At 69.4% G+C, this 19,761-nt stretch carries 17 protein-coding genes and 3 pseudogenes; 10 read left to right on the top strand and 10 right to left on the bottom strand.

Going from position 1 to position 19,761, the window contains the following annotated elements; genetic code table 11:
* Positions 1–3 precede the first annotated feature (3 nt).
* From AVL59_RS13430 to AVL59_RS13420, 3 genes are all read right to left on the bottom strand, one after another.
* On the bottom strand, positions 4–819 hold the full coding sequence (locus AVL59_RS13430; protein WP_067303306.1) for an SDR family NAD(P)-dependent oxidoreductase: 816 nt from the start codon (positions 817–819) through the stop codon (positions 4–6).
* Entirely contained in the window at positions 816–2,240 is a 1,425-nt protein-coding gene (locus tag AVL59_RS13425; protein ID WP_067303303.1) for an APC family permease, read from the bottom strand. The genes AVL59_RS13430 and AVL59_RS13425 overlap by 4 nt, the downstream gene beginning before the upstream one ends.
* A 291-nt stretch (positions 2,241–2,531) precedes the next feature.
* Positions 2,532–3,104 carry a MarR family winged helix-turn-helix transcriptional regulator gene (locus AVL59_RS13420; RefSeq protein WP_067303300.1) on the bottom strand — a complete coding sequence of 191 codons (573 nt, stop codon included), beginning with the start codon at positions 3,102–3,104 and terminating at the stop codon, positions 2,532–2,534.
* Between the two features lie 284 nt (positions 3,105–3,388).
* Between AVL59_RS13420 and AVL59_RS13415 the strand changes: the two genes are divergently transcribed.
* From AVL59_RS13415 to AVL59_RS13395, 5 genes and pseudogenes are all read left to right on the top strand, one after another.
* Positions 3,389–4,744 (top strand): glutamine synthetase family protein, encoded by a 1,356-nt coding sequence (locus AVL59_RS13415; protein WP_067303298.1) that lies wholly within the window; start codon positions 3,389–3,391, stop codon positions 4,742–4,744.
* A 53-nt stretch (positions 4,745–4,797) separates the two neighbouring features.
* Positions 4,798–5,736, top strand: coding sequence for a TIGR03619 family F420-dependent LLM class oxidoreductase (locus tag AVL59_RS13410; RefSeq protein ID WP_308281837.1), 939 nt, complete (start codon positions 4,798–4,800; stop codon positions 5,734–5,736).
* 103 nt (positions 5,737–5,839) lie between these two features.
* Positions 5,840–6,277: a DoxX family protein gene (locus AVL59_RS13405; RefSeq protein ID WP_067303292.1), complete on the top strand. Its 438-nt coding sequence runs from the start codon at positions 5,840–5,842 to the stop codon at positions 6,275–6,277.
* A 207-nt stretch (positions 6,278–6,484) separates the two neighbouring features.
* Positions 6,485–7,426, top strand: a complete 942-nt coding sequence (locus tag AVL59_RS13400; RefSeq protein ID WP_067303289.1) for a hypothetical protein — start codon at positions 6,485–6,487, stop codon at positions 7,424–7,426.
* Positions 7,427–7,533: 107 nt separating this feature from the next.
* A pseudogene (locus AVL59_RS13395) lies at positions 7,534–8,889 on the top strand (GMC family oxidoreductase).
* A gap of 180 nt (positions 8,890–9,069) precedes the next feature.
* On the opposite strand, the gene AVL59_RS13385 reads toward AVL59_RS13395, so the two are convergent.
* The 4 genes from AVL59_RS13385 to AVL59_RS13375 form a co-directional block, all read right to left on the bottom strand.
* Positions 9,070–10,248 (bottom strand): DMT family transporter, encoded by a 1,179-nt coding sequence (locus AVL59_RS13385; protein ID WP_067303280.1) that lies wholly within the window; start codon positions 10,246–10,248, stop codon positions 9,070–9,072.
* Entirely contained in the window at positions 10,245–10,436 is a 192-nt protein-coding gene (locus AVL59_RS53550; protein ID WP_208870367.1) for a hypothetical protein, read from the bottom strand. Before AVL59_RS53550 ends, AVL59_RS13385 begins: the two co-directional genes overlap by 4 nt.
* 390 nt (positions 10,437–10,826) lie before the next feature.
* A complete protein-coding gene (locus tag AVL59_RS13380; RefSeq protein ID WP_067303277.1) occupies positions 10,827–11,252 on the bottom strand; it encodes an organic hydroperoxide resistance protein in 426 nt (141 codons plus the stop codon).
* Between the two features lie 132 nt (positions 11,253–11,384).
* The gene (locus AVL59_RS13375) at positions 11,385–12,449 is read right to left on the bottom strand and encodes a hypothetical protein (RefSeq protein ID WP_067303276.1); all 1,065 of its coding nucleotides are present in this window, start codon (positions 12,447–12,449) and stop codon (positions 11,385–11,387) included.
* A 300-nt stretch (positions 12,450–12,749) separates the two neighbouring features.
* Here AVL59_RS13375 and AVL59_RS13370 point away from each other — a divergent pair, with 300 nt between their 5' ends.
* From AVL59_RS13370 to AVL59_RS13365, 3 genes and pseudogenes are all read left to right on the top strand, one after another.
* Positions 12,750–13,670: a helix-turn-helix transcriptional regulator gene (locus AVL59_RS13370; RefSeq protein ID WP_067303274.1), complete on the top strand. Its 921-nt coding sequence runs from the start codon at positions 12,750–12,752 to the stop codon at positions 13,668–13,670.
* Between the two features lie 48 nt (positions 13,671–13,718).
* A pseudogene (locus tag AVL59_RS56355) lies at positions 13,719–13,922 on the top strand (helix-turn-helix domain-containing protein); the annotation flags it as partial.
* A 124-nt stretch (positions 13,923–14,046) separates the two neighbouring features.
* Positions 14,047–15,428: pseudogene (locus tag AVL59_RS13365) on the top strand (acetoacetate--CoA ligase); the annotation flags it as partial.
* A gap of 369 nt (positions 15,429–15,797) precedes the next feature.
* Here AVL59_RS13365 and AVL59_RS52100 read toward each other — a convergent pair.
* Complete coding sequence (locus AVL59_RS52100) at positions 15,798–15,959, bottom strand: hypothetical protein (RefSeq protein WP_159399907.1); 162 nt, start codon at positions 15,957–15,959, stop codon at positions 15,798–15,800.
* Positions 15,960–15,964: 5 nt separating this feature from the next.
* Positions 15,965–16,570: a DUF5994 family protein gene (locus AVL59_RS13360; RefSeq protein WP_067303271.1), complete on the bottom strand. Its 606-nt coding sequence runs from the start codon at positions 16,568–16,570 to the stop codon at positions 15,965–15,967.
* A 354-nt stretch (positions 16,571–16,924) separates the two neighbouring features.
* On the opposite strand from AVL59_RS13360, the gene AVL59_RS13355 reads away from it, so the two are divergent.
* Positions 16,925–17,560 carry a DUF5994 family protein gene (locus AVL59_RS13355; RefSeq protein WP_067303269.1) on the top strand — a complete coding sequence of 212 codons (636 nt, stop codon included), beginning with the start codon at positions 16,925–16,927 and terminating at the stop codon, positions 17,558–17,560.
* Between the two features lie 398 nt (positions 17,561–17,958).
* A complete protein-coding gene (locus AVL59_RS13345) occupies positions 17,959–18,822 on the top strand; it encodes a slipin family protein (protein ID WP_067303263.1) in 864 nt (287 codons plus the stop codon).
* Positions 18,823–19,139: 317 nt separating this feature from the next.
* Here AVL59_RS13345 and AVL59_RS13335 read toward each other — a convergent pair whose 3' ends face one another.
* Positions 19,140–19,625, bottom strand: coding sequence for a DUF5994 family protein (locus AVL59_RS13335; protein ID WP_067303256.1), 486 nt, complete (start codon positions 19,623–19,625; stop codon positions 19,140–19,142).
* Positions 19,626–19,761: the final 136 nt, after the last annotated feature.

The following is a 19,761-nucleotide window of genomic DNA, read 5'->3' as shown; positions in this document are numbered from 1 at the left end:
CCGCTACGGGCGCGTCGCGCGGAGTGCGACATCGAAGTCGAACGGGATGGTCCCCGGGTCGATCGCGGTGGTGCCACCATCGACTGTCAGCACCGCCGCGTTGACGTAGGAGGAGCGCGGGCCGAGCAGCCACAGCACGGCGTCGGCGATCTCCGACGCGGCGGCCGGGCGCCGTTGCGGCACCACATGCGTCACCTGTGCGTACGCCTCTTCGCGGTCGAGACCGAGCGGTTCGCCGAACTCCCGCATCTCCTCGTCCGCCATCTCGGTGCGTGTCCATCCGGGACAAACGGCGTTGGCTCGGACCCCACGCGGGCCGTAGTCCGCGGCGATGCACTGGGTGAGCATCGCCGCACCGGCCTTGGACGCGGCGTACGCGGCCGCGCCGGTCGGCGCTCTCAGCCCGGCGACGGAGCTGACGGTCACCCATGCGCCCCGCGACTCCACCAAGTGCGGCAGGGCGCATCTGGCAAGCAGAAACAGTGCGGTGAGGTTGGTGCGCACGGTGGCGTCCCAGTCCTGCTGGGTCAGGTCGAGGACACTTCCGGGGCGCATCACCCCGGCGTTCGCCACCACGCCGTCCAGTCGACCGTGCTCGTCCACGACCTGCGACACCAGTTGCTCGACGTCCGCGGGCGAGGTGACGTCGGCGGTGTACGGGATCGCGCCGGTGGCATCGGCGACCTTCTCCAGCGGCTCGCGGCGTCGCCCGCAGATCGCGACACGGGCTCCGGTTGCGGCCGCCAGCTCGGCGATCGCTGCGCCGATTCCGGTGCCTGCCCCCGTGACCAGTACGACAGGTTTCCGATCGAGGGTCATCGTCGGTCCTGCCGGCGGCCGACGACCACCGCGATCACCACGGCCACCACGAACCATCCGAGCGCGAAGTACGTCGCGTACACCGTGGGTGCGGGCACCTTGTACACCGAGCCGAACAGGGCCCCTGCGGTGAGCAGGACACCCACCACGGAACACGCCCACACCACCGGGCCCGAGGCCTGACCGCGCAGGCCGCGCGGCGCGCCGATGGCCATCATCAGGTAGATGGCCGCCAGGCAGAAGACCCCGAAGGTCGAGAACCAGGAGTACACGGCCAGATACGAGGGGGCGCCCGGAAGCGCCAGCAGTTTCGGGAAGAGGTCGGACATCGCGATGACCGCCAGGTAGACGGCGCCGACGAGCACCGTGCCGCCGCTGGGCGTCCCCCGCCGCGAGCTGAGGGACGCGAGCGGCCTGGGCAGCCAGCCGTCACGGGCCATGGTCAGCACACCACGGGTCGCGGAGACCGAGACTCCGATGTAGACGGCAGCCATGTCAAGGAAGACCACCAGCTCGACCAGGCGTCCCCATGTGGTGGAGCCGTAGCCGCCGGGACCGCCTCCGGCGAGTGTGTTCAAGGGGGCTCCCGCCGCCTTGGTCATGGCATCCAGGTCGAAGTGGAAGCCGGCGACCTGGGCGTAGGTGCCGAGCAGGAAGAAGACCGCCGCGGCGAGGACGGAGAACATCACGGCCTTGGGGATGTGGCGGTGCGGGTCCTTGGCCTCCTCGGCCAGGTTGGCCGCCGCCTCGAAACCGGTGAAGAGCAGCACTCCGTAGAGCACGGCAAACATGATTCCCGCCCAACCATCCTGCGACGTATGGGGGTTGAATGCCTTGATGCTGTTTCCGTCGCCCACCTTGAGGATCAGGTAGACGAAGAAGACGAGCAGCACCCCGACCGAAACAAGAGCGAGCACGAGCTGGCTGCGCACGGAGAACTCCACGCCGACATACACCGCGGCGATCAGGCCCGCCAGGAGCAGTAGTTGCCAGCCCCATACGGGAAGCGGCTCGATGGCGAACTCGGCCTGCAGGGTGTCGTGGAGGTAGCCGCCGACGAGGGGGCCTATGGCGGCACCCAGGAGGAGCACTCCGCCGTAGTACATCAGGCCCGCGGCGGCACCTGCACGTCTGCCGAGGCCGAGGGTCACGTAGTTGTAGAGCGAGCCCGCCGCCTTCACCCGGCGCGCGTAGGCGGAGACGATCCAGCCGAGTGCGAGCATGCCGACGGTGGCCAGCAGGACCGCCAGCGGGGCGGCGGCACCAGCCCCCCGTCCTGCGGCGTTCACGCCGATGAGCAGCGGCAGCAGAATCGACACGGAGAAGACGGGCCCCATGAAGCCGACCGACTGTGCCACGACGTCGATGAGTGACAGGCCGTCGTGTCTGCGCTCTGCGGGGGGTCCGGGTGGCTGGGTCATTGCGTGCTCCGTCCGGGGAGACAGGCCGTCGAGGCGAAACCGGCGTGAGGGAGCCGAGAACAGTGCGCCGGCATCGGATGCGGCTGCGCACTCGAGCGGTGGGGAGGGGTGAGGGTTGTGCTGTCGGACCTCGACCGAAGGCCCTAGAGGGGGCGGTGAACGCTCCGCCTCTCTATTCGTTTGGGCCCGTACGATACCCAGAGGGGTCCGCTCCCACAAGAGACCCGGGAAGGCAATCGCGCCCCGGCCGCAGATCGCGACCGGGGCGCCACGTCCGAAGGAGCCACAGGACTACGAGCGCGACCGCCGGCCGGAGCGGCGCGGGGCAGGCTCGGCACCACCCAGCAGCTCACGGCGCCGCTCCTCCCCATGCTCCTCAAGTTGCGCGACCACGGCGCGCAGCCCGTCCGCGAGCTGACGGCACTCGTCCACGGTGAGCCGTGAGACCACGAAGGCTTCCTCGGTATTGAAGGCAGGGAAGAGATCCTCCATCAGCTTCTCCCCCTCGGGGCTCAGCGAGAGGAGGACGCGCCGACCGTCCTCGGGGTGGGTCGAGCGGGTCACCAGCCCCCGCGACTCCAAGGTGCGCGCGATCCCGGTCAGAGTCCCTTTGGAGATCCCCGCCTCTTCCGCCACGGACCAGGTCTCCGACTCGCCCCAGATCCAGAGCACCCAGAGGACGACGAACCCCGTCCAGGTCAGTTCAGAAGGGCGCAGAACCGAGTTCTCCAGGTGCGACCGAACGGCCGTGGCCGCTCGATGGATGTTCGCCACGGCCGCCATCTGCTCGCGCTGCAGCTGGAAGCCGCTGAGCTTCGCCTGGACTGCGCGCTCGGTCTCCGTGATGGATCGATGGCCGGCCACGGACTTCCCCCTTGCTTTCTGGCGACATGCACGCCACCTGGACATTCGTTTGCTGCCAAATGTAACCGTCGGGCCTTGACTCCGGGACACACCAAAGGGCGAACAGAAGCGAGACCTGCGAGAAGTTGCGCCCGGTCTCTTGCGGCGGGGCCACACGGCTCGTATCGTTTGGCACCAAACGAAAGCCGTCCACCTCCAAGCCTTGATCACAAGGGCACAATGGTGGCCTAGGCGGAAATTTCTCCTTACATCATGACTTCCTCTGCGCCCCCGAGGAGCGAACCGTGAGCGCCGAAACACCTCCGCAGATCCGCCAGAGAATCGATGCGCTCGCCGCTCAGGGGATCGACGTCATACGCGTCGCGTATCCCGACCTGATCGGCTCCGACCGCGGCAGGGACGTCCTGCTGCACCACCTGCCCAGCGCGATCGGCCATGGGATCGCCTTCTGTCGGGCCATCTACCACACCGCCGCCCTCGGCGAGCACTCCGACATCCCCGGCGGCCTCGACGCCGGCATGCCCGACATCGCCGTACGTCCCGACCTGGCCACCCTGGTTCCCCTCCCGTGGGAACCCGGCGTTGCCTGGTGCATCGGTGACGCACGCGATCCGGAGACCGGTCGGCCCGCACCCGAATCCCCCCGGGATCTGCTGCGCCAGGTCACGGGCCGGCTGCGGGAGAGCGAGCTGACAGCCGTGGTGGGCCCCGAGCTGGAGTACGTTCTGTTGGACCCCGATCCGGCCTCGCCCACCGGCTGGCGCCGGTACGCCGGCGCACCGGGCAACGTCTACACCGTGGGGCGCAAGGGTGACCCCGACGGACACCTCCTGCGAACCCTGCGTCATCTGCACGATCTCGGGATCGGCGTCACCAGCGGCAACCGGGAGTTCGACGGCGGACAGTTCGAGATCAACCTCGACCACTCCGAGGCTCTGGACGCAGCCGACCGTGCCTTCCGCTTCAAGGCCGCAGTCAAGGAACTCGCCCGCATCGAAGGCCGGTTGGCCACCTTCATGGCCAAGCCGCTGAACGACGGTGGTGGTTCCGGCTTCCATCTGCACCTGTCCGTCGTCGACAGCGAGCAGCGCAACGTCTTCGACGACCCGGGTGAGCCCTACGGGCTGTCCGCCACCGCGCGTCACGCGATAGCCGGGCTGCTCAACCACGCCCCGGCGCTCGCCGCGCTGTTCAACCCGACCATCAACTCCTACAAGCGCTTCGGCCCCGACACCGCCGCCCCCTGGCTCATCGACTGGGGCCTGGACAACCGGGGCGCCATGGTGCGTATCCCGCCGGAGCGCGGCAGCGGCTCGCGCCTGGAGATCCGCCTCGGCGACGCCACCGCGAACCCGTACCTCGCCATCGCCGGGCTGGTCGCCGCCGTCCATCTGGGCATCAGCGACGCGGCCGAGCCCCCGGCCCCGATGAGCGGATACGGATACGACGCGGCCGGCGCCCCCAAGCTGCCGACGCACCTCGGCGAGGCGCTCGACGCTCTGGAAGCCGACCACCAGCTCACCGAAGTGCTCGGCAAACCTTTCGTCGACGCCTTCCTCACCTTCAAGCGCGACGAGTTGACCCGGTTCCGGAGTTACGTCACCGACTGGGAGTTCCGCGAGTACTCCCACCTGCTCTGACGCCCGACCCGCGCCACTTGCACCCCCCGCTCAGCCCTGCCTGGAGCACACCGTTGACAGCACCCATCCCCCGTATGCAACTCGTCCTCAGCGAGAACTGGACCCTCACCTCCGGACGTGACCTGCCGACTCTGGTCCGCTGGGCCAGAGAGGCCGAGGACGCCGGTTTCGACTCCGTCATGATCAGCGAGCACATCGTCCTCGGCCCCGACGCGGGCGCAAAGGGCCTGATGCCCAACCCGCGTGAGTATGCCCTCCCTGGCAATCAGGACCCCTTCACGCCCTGGCCCAATTCCCTTCTGCTGCTCGCCTCGATCGCCTCCGTGACCACACGGCTGCGTCTGGCCGCCGCGGCGATCCTCGCCCCACTGCGTCACCCGCTGCTTCTGGCACGGGAGTTGGGCACCCTGGACCTGCTGTCCCAGGGACGCCTGATCGTGTTGCCGACCGTGAGCTGGAGCCGGGACGAGTACGCCGCGCTGGGCGTGCCCTTCGACAAGCGTGGGCAACTCCTCGACGAACACCTGGACATCTGGGAGCTCCTTTGGCGCGAATCCCCCGCGTCGTACGAGGGGAAGCACTACCGCTTCCAGGACGTCCACTTCGAGCCCAAGGCCCACCGACCGGAAGGCCCTCGGATCTGGTTCGGCGGCAGCAGGATGCACGACGCGCTCACCCGCAGGCTGGTGCGTCACGGTCACGGCTTCAATCCGCTTGGGCGTCCCGCACCCGAGGACATGGACAGGCTCAGAGCCGCCATGGCGGAAGCAGGACGCGACATCAGCGAACTGGAACTCGTCGGCGGCACCCGCGCAGTCTTCCCCGACAACAACTCCTGCGCGGACCTCGACCAGGCACTGGCTCATATCCCCGCTCAGCTCGAACAGGGCTTCACCACCTTCTGTATCAAGCCCTCCCAGTTCACCGACGACCCGGGCGGTATCGGCGACTTCTGCGGCCGGGTCATGCGCCGCGTCCGCTCCCTGGTCTGACCGGCCGGAATCACCGCTCGCTCCCCCCTACCCGCCGTCCTGCCCCAGTCCCGCGCTCCACCGGCCTCCCACCGCCGGAAACCCTCCCCCGCAGGAGCCCACCATGTCCGTCCCCGCCACCACCCAGAATCACTTCCTTGCCGTGTATCGCGTCGTCATAGGACTGCTCTTCACCTGCCACGGCATCGCCAACCTCTTCGGCGCCATGGGCGGCGCCGACGGCCACGGCACCACCGTGTCGGCCGGCGTGTGGCCGTACTGGTACGCGTCGCTCATCCACCTGATCTGTGGCCCTCTGATCATGATGGGTCTGGGCAGCCGCGCCGCCTCCGTCGTCGGTTCCGGGGCCATGGCCTACGCCTACTTCACCGTGCACCTGCCGACTGGTCTCTGGCCGATCGCCGACGGCGGCGAGGCGGCCACGCTGTTCTGCTGGGCACTGCTGGTCATCGCCGTATTCGGCCCAGGCGCCTGGGCCCTGGAAGCACTGCTTCCACGCCGGCGCGGGCAGGGCCGGCAGGCCGCGGCATCCGCCGTCTGACGCGGCCGTCGAGGATGGGATCCGGAGCCGGGCCTGCGCCTGGGACACACGGATAGCGAGCCACACCCGCCCCCTCATCCGCGGCATTCGCCGTTGTCCCGTCTCGGCGGCGATCGGCGCCACGCGCCCCGGGCGCTCGGCCGTCTCGTCCCGTCGTGTCGCTCCGACGCATCGAGCCCTACGCCCACAACCATCTCCTCGGAAACCATGCCTTTCATCGGACGCCGCAGAAGCCCCGCCCCCCGTCTGTCCCCGGAGCTCGATGACGTCGCCCTCGGAAACGCCCGTCGGAGGCTGACCGGGCCCTCCTCCCCCGCCCGGCTCGACCTCGCGGTCGCGCTGGTGGAGGACCTCGTCAACGACGCGGGGGACGATTGGGACCGGCGGACGCACCGCCTCGATGTACTCGCTGAAGCCGCGGGGCAGGGGCTGCTCCACGCCTGGCGGCGCCGTCGGCCTCAATCCCAGGACGCCCTCGTCCTCCATGCCTGGTCAGACCTGGTCCATGCCCGGCGGGACGGCTCCGCCACGCGGCTCCCGGCCGCGGTCGACACATGCCACCGCGCCGCCGACCTCAGATCGGCCGATCCCGCTCCGTGGGTCGTACTCCTGGGCATACTGCGGCTCCAGGGCCGTCCCGCCGCAGAGCTACGGCCCCTGTGGTGGGAGGTCAAGGACCGGGACCCCTGGAATCGCGAAGCACATCTGCAGCTGCTGGGCTACCTCTCACCTGATGAGTGCGGTTCCAGCGCGAAGACCACGGACTTCATCGAAGAGGTGCGGGCGACAGCTCCAGTCGGCTCCCCGGTGTCCGGTCTGGAGCTTGCCGCATTTGTCGACCGTTACCAGCGGGCCGTGTCGAAGGGCGGGATCGAGGCTCTGAGCGCGAATTTCTTCTGGACGCAACGACAAGCTGCCCAGGCCCTCGATCACGCCGTCGCCCGCTGGTCGCAGCCGGGATTCCTGTGCCACGCCGCAGCTCTCGCCGACCTCAACATGCTTGCGTACGCCCTCATTCGTGCAGATCGCCTGACAGAGGCTGCCGACGTGCTCCGTGCCCTCGGTGGGGTGGCGACAGCACGGCCTTGGGGCTGGGACGGGGATCCCCTGGAACGTTTCTCGCACTGGCACACCAGGCTCCTGGGCTGAGCACCCGCGACGGCGCCTCCCTCTGCGCCTCTCATTCACATCTGACCTGCTGTCAGCGCCACGGACGACCCGGAGCCGCATCGACACGGCGGTGACGGGGCAAGACACTGGGCGGCTCGTCGTCCACCAACGTCATGATCTACACCCGGGGCAACCGGCACGACTACGACAGCTGGCGTGACGAGCACGGTGCGAAAGGCTGGGGCTACGACGACGTCCTGCCCTATTTCATGAAGTCCGAGTCGAACCGCCGCCTCGGCGAGCCCCACCACGGTTCGAAGGGCCCCCTGCACGTCGAGGACCGCGTCTACACCCACGAACTCTCACAATCCTGGCTGGACGCCGCCGTGGAATGGGGACTGGACCGCAACGACGACTTCGCGGGTGCGTCCCCTGCCGGCGCCGGCCTGTACCAGGTGACATGCCATCACGGGCGACGGTGGTCCACGGCCGACGCCTACCTGCGCCCGGCCCTCGGCCGACCCAATCTCACGGTACGTACCAGCGCCATGGCAACGAAGATCACACTCGACGGATCACGCGCGGCCGGCGTCACCTATCTCCGGGACGGACAGGAACGTCCGGCCCACGCCGACAGGGAGATTCTGCTCTGCGGCGGAACCATCAACTCGCCCCAGCTGCTGCTCCTGTCGGGCATAGGCGATCCCGACGAGCTGCACGATGTGGGCATAAACGTCCGAGTACCCCTGCCCGGGGTCGGGCGTAACCTGCAGGACCATTTGATGATTCCCGTCGTGTGGGAGACCCGGAACTCCACCGACATCGTCCGGGACCTGCTCACCCCGGACAATCTCGAACGGTGGTGCGCCCACGGCGACGGGCCCTTCGCCTCCAACTACGGCGAGGTCGGCGCGTTCCTCAACGTCACGGACGGCACCAGCCGTCCTGACGTCCAGCTGGTGGGAGGGGCCACGGCGCTCGTTCTCAGTGGTGAGGAAGTACCTGACCGGGCGGTGTTCACGATGAACTGCCTCCCCCTGAACCCGCAGACTCGCGGCACCGTCCGTCTCGCGTCGGCTGATCCGCAAGCCCCACCGCTGATCGATCCCCGGTACTTCGACGTGCCCGCGGATGCGTCGGTCATGGTCGCCGGACTCAGAGCGGTCATGGGCATCGCCCACTGCGCACCGTTCGCCGAATATTTGGCGCGGTCGTACCTGCCGGCCAGTGACGACCTGGACTGTCTGGACGGCCTGGGCGACGCGGCTTTCGAAGAGCACGTCCGCAGATGAAGTGCCACGGCCTATCACCCAGTGGGCACCTGTGCCATGGGAACCGGACACGACTCCGTCGTCAATTCGGATCTGGAGGTCTACGGAGTCGAGCGGCTCCGCGTCGTCGACGCCTCGGTCATGCCGACTGTCACCAGTGGAAACACCAACGCACCCACGATCATGATCGCCGAAAAGGCTGCCGAGCTGATCGGGGAGCGGCCTCGCTGAACTCGACGTTGCACGCAGAATGCCGTCAAGGCCATGGTGCTGAGGGACTACACGGGCATCATCCGGAAGCCGGAGCAAACCTCAGATATGGTCGAACCCGTACACCACTTCTCTGGACGCAACCCTCGAGCTGCGATCGGATGGGCGGTCTACCGCCGTCGGCTGCGGTCCGCCAATGCCTCAGTGGGGCCGTCGAGGCCCGGGCTCCTCTTCCTCCACGTACGGCATGCGCAAGAACAGGGTGTCGAACGCCCCCGCACCGTGATAGGTGAGGGTGACCGTTGGGATCTCGTCTCCGGTGTACTTTGCCCAGTCCACTCTGGGGTCCCGTTTGGCGGAGTCCGGGAACGTCAGGGGCTGAGGTGTGGGCGGGGGCTGGGGTGTGCGGGGGGCGTAGGCCGGGTACGGCGGTATTCCTGTACTGCGGTGTCTGCCCTGCTGTGCCGTGGCTTGTTCCACGCCGCCGCTCGTCACCACGACCGTGACGCCGACGATGATCAGCAGGAGCCCGGGTACGGTCGCGGGCTTGATGCCCTGCCCCATGAACCACCACGCGGCGAGCGCCGCCACGGGGGTCTCCAGCAGGAGCAGGACGCTCATTGTCGTCGCCGATGTCCTGCCGAGGGCGAAGTTCAGTGAGCCGAGCCCCAGAATCTGGGGAAGGATGAGCAGCCCGAGCAGCGACAGCTGCGTGGATCTGTCGAAACCCGTCAGCGGGATGTGGGCCGGCCAGCAGACGGCGAGGAGTTCCAGACCGCAGACCAGCGAAGTGAACGTCGAATACAGCGGTGTGCTCACATCCGCGCGCGACCGTTCGCTCAGCGCGGTGTACCCGGCCTGGGCGATGGCCCCGACAAGGGCGAGCAGGTCCCCCAGCAGCGCCGTACCGCCGGACCTGATGTCGAGACCGCCCGCCGCGGCCGCTCCCACCACGGAGAGCACGAGACCCGCCCATGTCCGGCGGGACGTCTGGACGCCCTGGCCCGCGGCGATGAGGGCCTGCCAGACGGGCTGGGTGGCGACGAGCGCCGTGGACATGGCGACCGAGGTCAGCCGGGTGCTGGTCATGAAGGCCGCGAAGTGGAGGGCGAGCGCCGTGGCCGCGAGGAAGCCGAAGACCAGGGGCCGCCACTGCTCCCGGCGCAGGATGCCGCGCTCGCCTCGAGCGACGCGCACCACCTCGCGACGGCGCAGTAACAGCAGGAGAGGCCCGAGTACGGCGAAGCCCAGGCAGTTGCGCCAGAAGGCCATGGCGAGCGGCGAGGCGGTGGCTGCGGCGGTGAGCGGGGCGGTGGCCGAGACGGAGACCACGGTGAGGGCCATCGCCGCCATGGACAGCGGATCGATCTCGGACTTCACGCGTTCGTACCGCCGTCCGCGGTCGACCGGGCGGCGGATGCCGGGGTTCCGATGCCGTCGTGCGTGGAACGCGGCGGTGGAACATGGGCGTTCGCGTGGCGGTACTCCGCGCCGTCCCTCTCGCCGCGGTTGCGATCGAGGACGTCCATGCCGGGCAGGCCGAGCCGTGTTCCGTGGCGTACTCGCACGCCCTGCCACGGAGCCGCGGATACCGACGTGCCGTCGGTCGTTGTTGCACCGGCGTCCGGCAGGTGAACGGCATCACGCGCGAGGACGGGCAGGTGTGGGGTGAGACCGCTTTTGTCGAACACGGCGCATAGGTCGTCGGTTGTATGTCCAATATGGGGCACTGGGTCCGCGGTTTCTGTGTTGTGGGAAGTGCGGGGCGGCTCAGGGCTTCGACAGCGGAGGGGAGACCGGCCGGCGCCGGGGTTACCGGGCGGCCCGATCTGTGGGGGACGTTCTGCTGTGCGCGGTAAGACTGCGGCGGCCAACGGGACGGGCTGGCACGGCTGCCGCCACCATGCGGCGGCGGCAGCCGCTGAGCCTCTTCGGGGGCGTCAGCCGTCCGAAGTCCCCTACCGGACTGTGGCCGTGAGGGTCACCTCGATGTTCCCCCGGGTGGCGTTGGAGTACGGGCACACTTCACGTGTGGCCTGCATCAACTGGTCGGCGGTGGACTGCTCCAGGCCCGGCAGGTGCGCGGTCAGCGACACGGCCAGGGTGAAACCGCCGGTCTCCAGCGCAAGCAGGCTCACCTTCGACTGCACGGTCGAGGCCGACAGTTTGACCCCCTGCCCGCCCGCGATCAGGCGGAGTCCGTTGTGGAAGCAGGCGGCGTATCCGGCGGCGAAGAGCTGCTCCGGGTTGGTCCTGTCGCCGCCGGGGCCGCCCATCTCCTTCGGGACCGCCAGGACTTCGTCCAGGACGCCGTCGAGGGACCGGACTTCGCCGTTACGACCGTCACCGGTCGACAGGGCCTCGGTGGTGTACAGCGCAGACATGTTGTGTGCCTTTCGTGGGTGCCACGGATGGTGGTGGTGGGCAGGTGTGGTGCGGACGCTCGGGCCGGTGTCTTTTTCGGAACCGGCACGAGGAGAGAGGTGCCGGCTCGGCGGGCCCGACCGGTAGTGCGGTCAGCGCACGTTCACCGGGCGCAGTGTGAAGCCGTCGTTCGGTCCGCCGGCCAGCAGGGCGGCCAGGCCGCCGCTGAGCGCGTAGGTCGTGCCCCGCGGGCCGGCCGTGACGGCGCTGCTGACCGGGTCGGCGACGGTGTCGGTGACCGTGACGGTGGCGGATTTCCAGTGAGGGCCGGGGCGCACCCGCTGCACGACGGCGGCCTGCCCGCTGAGCAGTCCACTGCTGATCGCGGCGATCGACCCGTCCGGCAGGACCCGGATGCCCGCGGTGATGGTCTTGAGATCGGTGGTGAGCCGGACCTTGGCGGCCTGTTCGGGGTGGTCGACCGGCACCCGCACCAGGCTGCCGTCGGCCATCGCGACGACGAGGATGTTCCCGGGCATCCATGCGACGGCGCTCATGCCCACGTCGTTCAGGAAGTCCGGGATGTCCAGCTTCCCGGCCAGCAGGTCGTCGCGCAGGAGGACGGAGGCCCGCCCGTCACGGTCGATGCGGAAGATCGTCGGGGTCAGTTCGTCGACGGCGTACGCCGTGCCGTCCGCAGCGATCGTCACGTCGGACACCAGATGCTGCTTGCCGTCGCCCGCGACCTTGCTCAGGTCGGCGTACCAAAGCCGGCGTCCGCTGTCGGTGTCGTAGCTCGCGACACCCGCGACCCGGAACCTGGTGGCAGGCGCGGAGCGGTCGGCGAGTCCGTAATCCACGTTGGTGGCCAGGATCCGGTTCCGTTTGGAGTCCACCCGGACGGCCTGCACGGACACCAGATCCTTGTCGTCGACGAGGGTACGCACCGTCCCGTCCTGGCCGACAGAGGAGATGGTGCTGTGCGCCAGCGAACCCACCACGAACTTCCGGGAATCCGGGTCGTAGTCCACGGAATGAGGGAAGACCCCCGGACCCCTGGCTTCGACGATGGGCACCGCTGGACGGGAAGGGCCGTGGGCGAACGTGGTGGCGTGTCGGCCGGGCGTGGCGTGGGCGGCGGTGGTGCTGGTCAGCGCGGTGCCGAGGGCCGTCATGGCGGTGAGGACCACGGCGATCGCGGAATGTTTCAGCCTCATGGGTCGTGCTTCCTTCCGAAGACGCGGTCCGGCCGGTGCACCGGACATCGCGTGCGGGACGTGGCGGGCGGGGATGCCGTGACCAAGCGAGTCGGGCCGAGCCGAAACCGACGCCGCGTGGACCGCGAAGTCCCCGTACCGGGTTCCTGGCCGGTGACGCCGGTCGGCCCCCGCCCGTGTTCCGTTCCGGGGCCGGTCCTGCGTCCTGCTCGTGGCTCCGAGTGTGCTGGCGCCGGCCGCTTGCAGCCTGCCCTTGCCAGGGGCAGGCTGCCGGGCGCCCCGGTGCTCGATACTCGGTGCATGGACAAGAAGCCGCGGTTGGGTGAGTTCCTCAAGATGCGCCGGTCGCAGTTGCAGCCGGCGGATGTGGGACTCCCGGATTTCGGAGAGCGTCGTCGCGTGCCGGGGCTGCGCCGTGACGAGTTGGCACAGCTCGCCGGGGTGGGCCTGTCCTACTACACGCGGCTGGAGCAGGGGCTCTCGCTCAACGCGTCACCGGAGGTGCTGGACGCGCTGGCCCGTGCCCTCGGGCTGGACGAGGTGGAGCGGGCCCATCTGCACGACCTGGCCCGCGCCTCGCGCCGCACCGGCACCCGGCGCAGGCCCGCGCCGGAGCGGGCGGGCGACACGACCCGGCAGTTGCTCGGCGCGTTCGGCGACGCACCCGCGATCCTGCTCGGGCGCCGCAGCGACGTACTGGCCTGGAACCGCACGGGACACGCACTGTTCGCCGGGCATCTGGACCCGCACATCCCCGATCAACCTGACCGGCGTCCGAACACGGCTCGGCTGGTCTTCCTGGACGCGCACACCCGGGACCTGTACGTGGACTGGCCGAAGAAGGCCAGGGACGTGGTGGGGAAGCTGCGGCTCGCCGCCGGGCAGCATCCGGACGATCCTCGGCTGGCCGAGCTGATCGGTGAACTGACCATGAAGAGCTCGGAGTTCGCCATGATGTGGTCCGAGCACCGGGTCAGGAAGTGGGACCTCGCCACGTACCGCATGCACCATCCGCTGGTAGGCCACATGCAGCTCAACCTCCAGACCCTGAACGTCCCGCAGGCGGAAGGCCAGCGCCTCGTCGTGGCGACCGCCGACGCCGGTACCGCGTCGGCGGCAGCGCTGACCCTTCTCGCCCAGGCCAGTGTTCCGACCGTGCGGCAGGCAAGTCGCGCCGAGGCCGCGGAATCCACCCGGTTCGGGGCGGACAGTCGACGCTAAGCGGACTCGGTGAAGTCAACTCCCTGCAAGGGTAGGAACTTGGCGGGAATGGCGGTGATGCCGAAGATCCTTACGGTGGAGTTGGCCTGCGAGCAGCATGCCGCGGTACGTCGACGGCTGGTCGGGCATGATCTGCCGCGTGACGAGCGGCGGCGGTTGGAGTGCATACGGCTGCTGGGCCGGGGCCTGACCGTGCCGCAAGTCGCCGATCTGGTGGAATGCAACCCGGTCACGGTGCGCGATGCGGTGCGCCGATTCACCGGTGGCGGGTTCGATGCCCTGGCCGACGCCCCACGTCCGGGACGGCCCGCCGTACCACCGAAGCCCGGCCCGTCCCCCTGCCGAGGAGCACCACGCGATGACCACCCAGCACCCGGACGCTCCCGCGATCACCGCGCTGGACGAGAACGGCTCCGGCTACGAGATCACGGGCCGACAGCTGCGCGCCCGGGTCGCCTCCGTCGCGGCCACCCTGCGCGACCTGGGGGTGGGGATGGGCGACCGGGTGGTCGGCTACCTGCCGAACACCCCTCACGCCGTCATCGCGTTCCTCGCCACGGCCAGTCTGGGCGCGGTGTGGTCGGTGTGCGGCCAGGACTACGCGCCCAAGGCAGCGGCCGACCGCTTCGCCCAGCTCGAACCCACGGTGCTCATCACGGCGGACGGCTACCTCTTCAACGGCACCACGCACGACCGCCGCGCAGCCTCCCTCGAACTGGCCGGCGCCCTGCCCACGTTGAAGGCCACGGTACTCGTGGACCACCTGGGTCTCGGCCGGCCCGAGACCCGGCACACGGGCCTGACGGTCCCCTGGGACGATGCCGCCACCCGTACCGAGTACCTCACCATCACCCCGGTGCCGTTCGACCACCCCTCTTTGGATCGTCTTGTCCTCCGGCACCACGGGCTTGCCGAAGGGCATCGTCCACGGACACGGCGGCGTCCTGCTCGAACACCTCAAGATCCTCGGCCTGCACTGCGACCTGGGCGTCGGGGACCGCCTGCTCTGGTACACCACCACCCACTGGATGATGTGGAACCTGGTCGTCTCCACCCTGCTGACCGGCGCCACCACCTGCACCTACGACGGCAGCCCCGCGCCGGTGGCGCGGGCCGACGTCCTGTGGGAGCTGGCGGCCCGCCACAAGGTCACCGTCTTCGGCACCAGCCCCCAGTACCTGCTGGCCATGGCCGAACGGGGCATCGAATCCACCGTGCACGACCTGTCGGCCGTCCGCGCCATCGGCGGCACCGGCTCCACCCTCCCTGCCTCCGCCTATCCCTGGGTCCGCGACCACGTGGGCTGGAATCCAGCCGGCCTCCACCAGCGGCGGCACGGATGTCGTCTCCGCCTTCGCCGGCAGCGCCCCCACGACCCCCGTCTGGGCCGGCGAGCTGTCCGCCCCCAACCTGGGCGTGGCGCTGGCGGCGTACGACGTCGCGGGACGCCCGGTCGCCGACCAGGTCGGCGAACTGGTCGTCACCCGGCCCATGCCCTCCATGCCGCTGTACTTCTGGAACGACCCCGACGGCAACCGCTACCGCGACACCTACTTCGGCGCCTGCCCGGGCGTGCGGCGGCACGGCGACTGGATCACCCTCACCTCCCACGGCTCGGTGATCGTCCACGGCCGCTCCGACGCCACCCTCAACCGCAACGGCGTGCGCCTGGGCAGCGCCGACATCCACGACATCGTCGAACGCCTCCCCGAGATCACCGAAGCCCTCGTCATCGGCACGGAGGAACCCGGCGGCGGCTAGTGGATGCCGCTGACATGCGGGACCGTCCTGCTCATCGGCTGCTGCACGCAGGCGGCGGAGGTCCCTGAGTCCTGTCGGCGCGAACGCCTCGTGTTCGGTGCGGAGATGTCGAGACGGCCCGTCCGCCCGTAGATGGCGAGGTGCTGGACCGCGACCGCGGGGCGGGATCACGACGGACGATGCGACGCTCCTGTTGATCGGATGGCGCGGGAGCGCCACCGACCACCGCGCCCTCCTGGAGTGAGCCGGCAGCCGCACCACCATGGCCATGGACATGGCCGACGGCACACTGAACGTTCCCCTCCCGCCGCTGTTCCCGAACGTCCTACCGGCGGAGCCGGCTCCGCGATCCTCCTTGGAGCGGGTTCACTTCTCTGTGCGGTGCCATGGCGAGAACCGCCACCGCCGGGTACGGCCGGATGTCAGGGTCTCCAAGCGATCATCGTGGCTCGCGATGAACAGCCGAATCACGATCACACCAAAGACGATCACCGCGAGGAGCACACTCACCGTCACGAAGGTGTCCATATCTCTCACACTCCTACTGCCGCGGTGGGCGCTTGACCGGTGACCGGTCCGTCAGGAGTGCGTGAGGCGGGACGGCGGGCGTCGTGTCCGCCTTCGGAGTCCCAGACCGCCTCCTGGAGCGAGTCCGAGTCGGCCGTTGCCTCTGCCGCGGCCCGGAAACGTTCGGCCTCCTGGATCAGGCCGGTCGCCGTGAGGCTCCGCGACGGGTCGGTGGCCGTGGCCATGAGCCGGGCCGCGGTGGCCGGGTCTGTCTCCGGTGGGATCACCAGCAGGTCCCAGCGGCCGAAGGTGTGGGACAGCAGCAACAGCTTGTGCGGGTCTTGCCCGGCGTTGGACCAGCCGACGCGCACCATGTGGCCGTGCGCGGGCACTTCTCCCGGGATGACCGGCCAGAACGTGCGGCTCACCGCTACCCGGGTGATCCGCCCCCACAGCGGGTCGATACATTCGACGAGCGCCGGGAGCTGCTCCGTCAGGTTGCGCGAACGGGGCCACCAGGCACCGTCGATCAGGGCCGGAGGGGCGCCGGCCGGCGCCAGCGTGAGTCGGAGCGGTGACGAAGAAGGGGCCCGGTCTCCGACTGCGGGTGTGAACGGAATGGTCGCGGTCATGGCGGGGACCCAACCCCGGGCCGGTCACGGCCGGCCCGGTTGTCATGAATTGCCGAGAACGACCCGGCATGGAAGCCGGTGTACGAGATACTCTCGGTAATCACCAGGATACTCCTCGCCGAGGCCCGGCGGACTGATGGGGAGCGACGGGCCGAACGGAACACGAGGAACACCTCCCACGTAACACAGCCAAGGAGTGCTGGGCCAGGGCACGCGAGCCGTCGCGCGTGAGACCGGTCCGGGAGCCGGCATACGAAGTGCCCCGGCGCCCTCGGCCCACTCCCGCCGGTATCGACAGCCGTTTCACGGAATGCGGCGGCGTCTCCACAACCGCCCCGGCGTGTGCGGAGTACCGTGGGTAGCACCGAGGGCATTTCGCACACCGGCTTCCACACCGGGTCGTTCTCGGCGAGAGATGAAAACCGGGTCGCCGCCAAGGCGGCCCGGAGACGGGTCCGCACCATGTCGGCGACCTCGCACCAACTCCTGCCACACCACGAGCCCGTCGCAGCCCCGGCCGCGCGTCTCGCGCTGAAGACGGACGGCCCGTCGCGCGGCCTCCTGGACGGTGCCTGGTGGCCCCGCTCCCGGGACCTGCTGAGCGAGCTGCCCGCACTGACCGATGCGCTGGACCCTCTGTGGGGCCGCATCACCCGCATCGCCGTCAACCCGAAGTACTGGCCGGTCATCCCGCACGAGATCCCCGTGGGCGGTCATGTCGTCAAGGTCGGATGGTTCACCCCGGAGATCGACCCGCACAAGCTGCTGCTGCTCTCCTACGACACCGGCCGCTGGGATCTGCTGGTCATCCCGCCCGAGACCGAGACGGAGTCGGCGGCCCGCCTGATGTCAGCCGCGTCCGACTACGACGGCCCACCACTGACCGCGAGCGATCTCATCGCCGGGGCAGGGAAGTACGAGGACGGCCCCGCCCCTGCGGCCGTTCCGGCACGGACCGAACGCGCCAGTCGCCTGATCAACGGCACGTGAGACAGCCGCCACGACCATGGCCTTCCTGGTCCTCATCGCGGCAGCGGCATTCGTGATCCACCGGCTCGCCATCGAGTACATCGAGCACGCGGAAAGGATCGCCGTGCACCGCTACAGTCGCGCGCCACCCGGCGGCTCGCGCCGCGGCACAACCCCCTGCGGGACCGCCACTGTCCAAGTCGCCGACCGTCGGCGTACGACGTGACCACCACGTCGGGGGCCGTGGCCACACCGCTCACCACGGGGGACGAGGCGATGTCCCCGGCCCCACGCACCGACCGTCTGCGCGGCCCGTACCGACGGGTTTCGGCCCTGCCTCACGAACCGACGCAGGCACTTGCAGGGGTCTCGACCGGCGAGTTCCCGCCCCACGTGGTCCTCGTCCCGAGGAGCAGCACATGCAAGCCCTGATCGTTCTCATCGTCGTGATCGGCCTCCTGGCCGTCCTGGCCCTCGCCCTGTCCGTGAAGGTCGTCAAGCAGTACGAGAAAGGAGTGCTGTTCCGCTTCGGCCGGCTCGTCGGAACACGCTCCCCGGGGCTGCGGTTCATCATCCCGTTCGTCGACGCCCTGCACCGGGTGTCCCTGCGGGTCGTCACCATGCCGATCCAGTCCCAGGGCATCATCACCCGGGACAACGTGAGCGTGGACGTGTCGGCGGTCGCCTACTTCCGGGTTGTCGACGCCGTGAAGTCGGTCGTCGCCGTGGAGAACGTCAACGCGGCGATCAACCAGATCGCCCAGACCACCCTGCGGAAGGTCGTCGGCCGGCACACGCTCGACGAGACGCTGTCGGAGACGGACCGTATCAACCTGGACATCCGCCAGATCCTCGACGTCACCACCGTCGACTGGGGTGTGCAGGTCACGCTGGTCGAACTCAAGGACATCCAGCTGCCCGACACCATGAAACGCGCCATGGCCCGCCAGGCCGAGGCCGAGCGGGAGAAGCGAGCGAAGATCATCAACGCGGAGGGCGAGTCCCTGGCCGCAGCCGCGCTCGGCGACGCCTCGGACACCATGATGGCCCACCCCCTGGCGCTTCAACTGCGCAATCTCCAAAGCCTGGTGGAGATCGGTGTCGACCAGAACACCACCGTCGTCTTCCCAGCTCCCCTCATGAGCACGATCGGCGAACTCGGCTCCTTCCTCGCCCGGGAAACCGCGGCCGCCGCACCCGCCGCGGCAGCGCCACCGGCCGACACCGGCCGCACCGACAAGTCCCTCAGCCAGGCCGGCAGCGTGCCCGGCACCGCAGCGTGACCCGACTACGGCCCGAGCGATCCGTGCCACCAGGGAGGACTCGTGGCCGACGCCTGTCGCGCGCGTGCTCCGGACATCGGCTGATGACGGGAGTACGGCCGAACACGCGGAGCTGATCATGACGGGTTGGCGGGTCAGGGACTACGCCCAGGACGATCTCGAAGCGCTGATCCGTGTCGACATGGAGAGCCGCACGACCGAGGAGCCACCGCTCTTCCCCCTCTCGGACGCCGTAACCGCCCTCCAGGCCCAGCAGACGGAGAAGTTCGCCCGCATCCAGCGTCCGGGCCGACGGGGGTCGATCCGCGACGGACGTGTCAGGCCGGCGCAGGTGGCGTGTCGCTGCCCGTATCGATGAGGATCTGTTTGGCCTCGGTGACGTTGTCGGCCCGTACGGCCCTGGCCATCGCGGCGCGTGCCGCGTCGGGCGACGTGTCCGGAGGGACCAGCATCAGGGAGAAATGGTCCCGGTCGCCCCGGGTGATGAGGACGGTGTCGTCACCGACCGGGAAGGAATCGATGTGGACGACTCGGCCGTCGACCATCACCCGGGTCGGCAGTTCGTCCCAGGCGCTGCCGTCCAGACCGACCCGGGTGACAGTTCCGAGATGCTCGGTCAACGCGGAGATCAGCAAAGGGAGTTCGGCACCGACGTCCCGGGACCGCGGCCACCATGCGCCGTCCAGGATTCCCTCGCGTGCGTGTGTCGTCTCCAGCCTCAGCAGGGCCGTCCCGGGTTTCACCGACCGGTGGACGGCATCCGGCAGGAGCCTGGGGAGGTCGGGGGTGTCGGAGTCGGCCATGGTGTCCGCCCGTCCGTAGAGAGCAGTGCGACCGCAGGGCGTGTGACCGCGATACGGCCCTGCTACCTCACGGTACTCCGCACGATGCTCCCGCGAGCGCCTCGCCGCCGGGCGCGGTTACGGAAACAGGCAACGG

The organism is Streptomyces griseochromogenes (assembly GCF_001542625.1).
Classification (GTDB): Bacteria; Actinomycetota; Actinomycetes; order Streptomycetales; family Streptomycetaceae; genus Streptomyces; species Streptomyces griseochromogenes.
Note: the sequence above shows the minus strand (reverse complement) of the source record. Positions and strands in the feature narration are given on the sequence as shown.

Coding starts and splice junctions, on each gene's coding strand:
- AVL59_RS13335 (WP_067303256.1), bottom strand. CDS start 19,625: ATGGCCGACTCCGACACCCCCGACCTCCCCAGGCTCCTGCCGGATGCC.
- AVL59_RS52100 (WP_159399907.1), bottom strand. CDS start 15,959: ATGGACACCTTCGTGACGGTGAGTGTGCTCCTCGCGGTGATCGTCTTT.
- AVL59_RS13430 (WP_067303306.1), bottom strand. CDS start 819: ATGACCCTCGATCGGAAACCTGTCGTACTGGTCACGGGGGCAGGCACC.
- AVL59_RS13400 (WP_067303289.1), top strand. CDS start 6,485: ATGCCTTTCATCGGACGCCGCAGAAGCCCCGCCCCCCGTCTGTCCCCG.
- AVL59_RS13375 (WP_067303276.1), bottom strand. CDS start 12,449: ATGAGGCTGAAACATTCCGCGATCGCCGTGGTCCTCACCGCCATGACG.
- AVL59_RS13380 (WP_067303277.1), bottom strand. CDS start 11,252: ATGTCTGCGCTGTACACCACCGAGGCCCTGTCGACCGGTGACGGTCGT.
- AVL59_RS13425 (WP_067303303.1), bottom strand. CDS start 2,240: ATGACCCAGCCACCCGGACCCCCCGCAGAGCGCAGACACGACGGCCTG.
- AVL59_RS13345 (WP_067303263.1), top strand. CDS start 17,959: ATGCAAGCCCTGATCGTTCTCATCGTCGTGATCGGCCTCCTGGCCGTC.
- AVL59_RS13360 (WP_067303271.1), bottom strand. CDS start 16,570: ATGACCGCGACCATTCCGTTCACACCCGCAGTCGGAGACCGGGCCCCT.
- AVL59_RS13370 (WP_067303274.1), top strand. CDS start 12,750: ATGGACAAGAAGCCGCGGTTGGGTGAGTTCCTCAAGATGCGCCGGTCG.
- AVL59_RS13405 (WP_067303292.1), top strand. CDS start 5,840: ATGTCCGTCCCCGCCACCACCCAGAATCACTTCCTTGCCGTGTATCGC.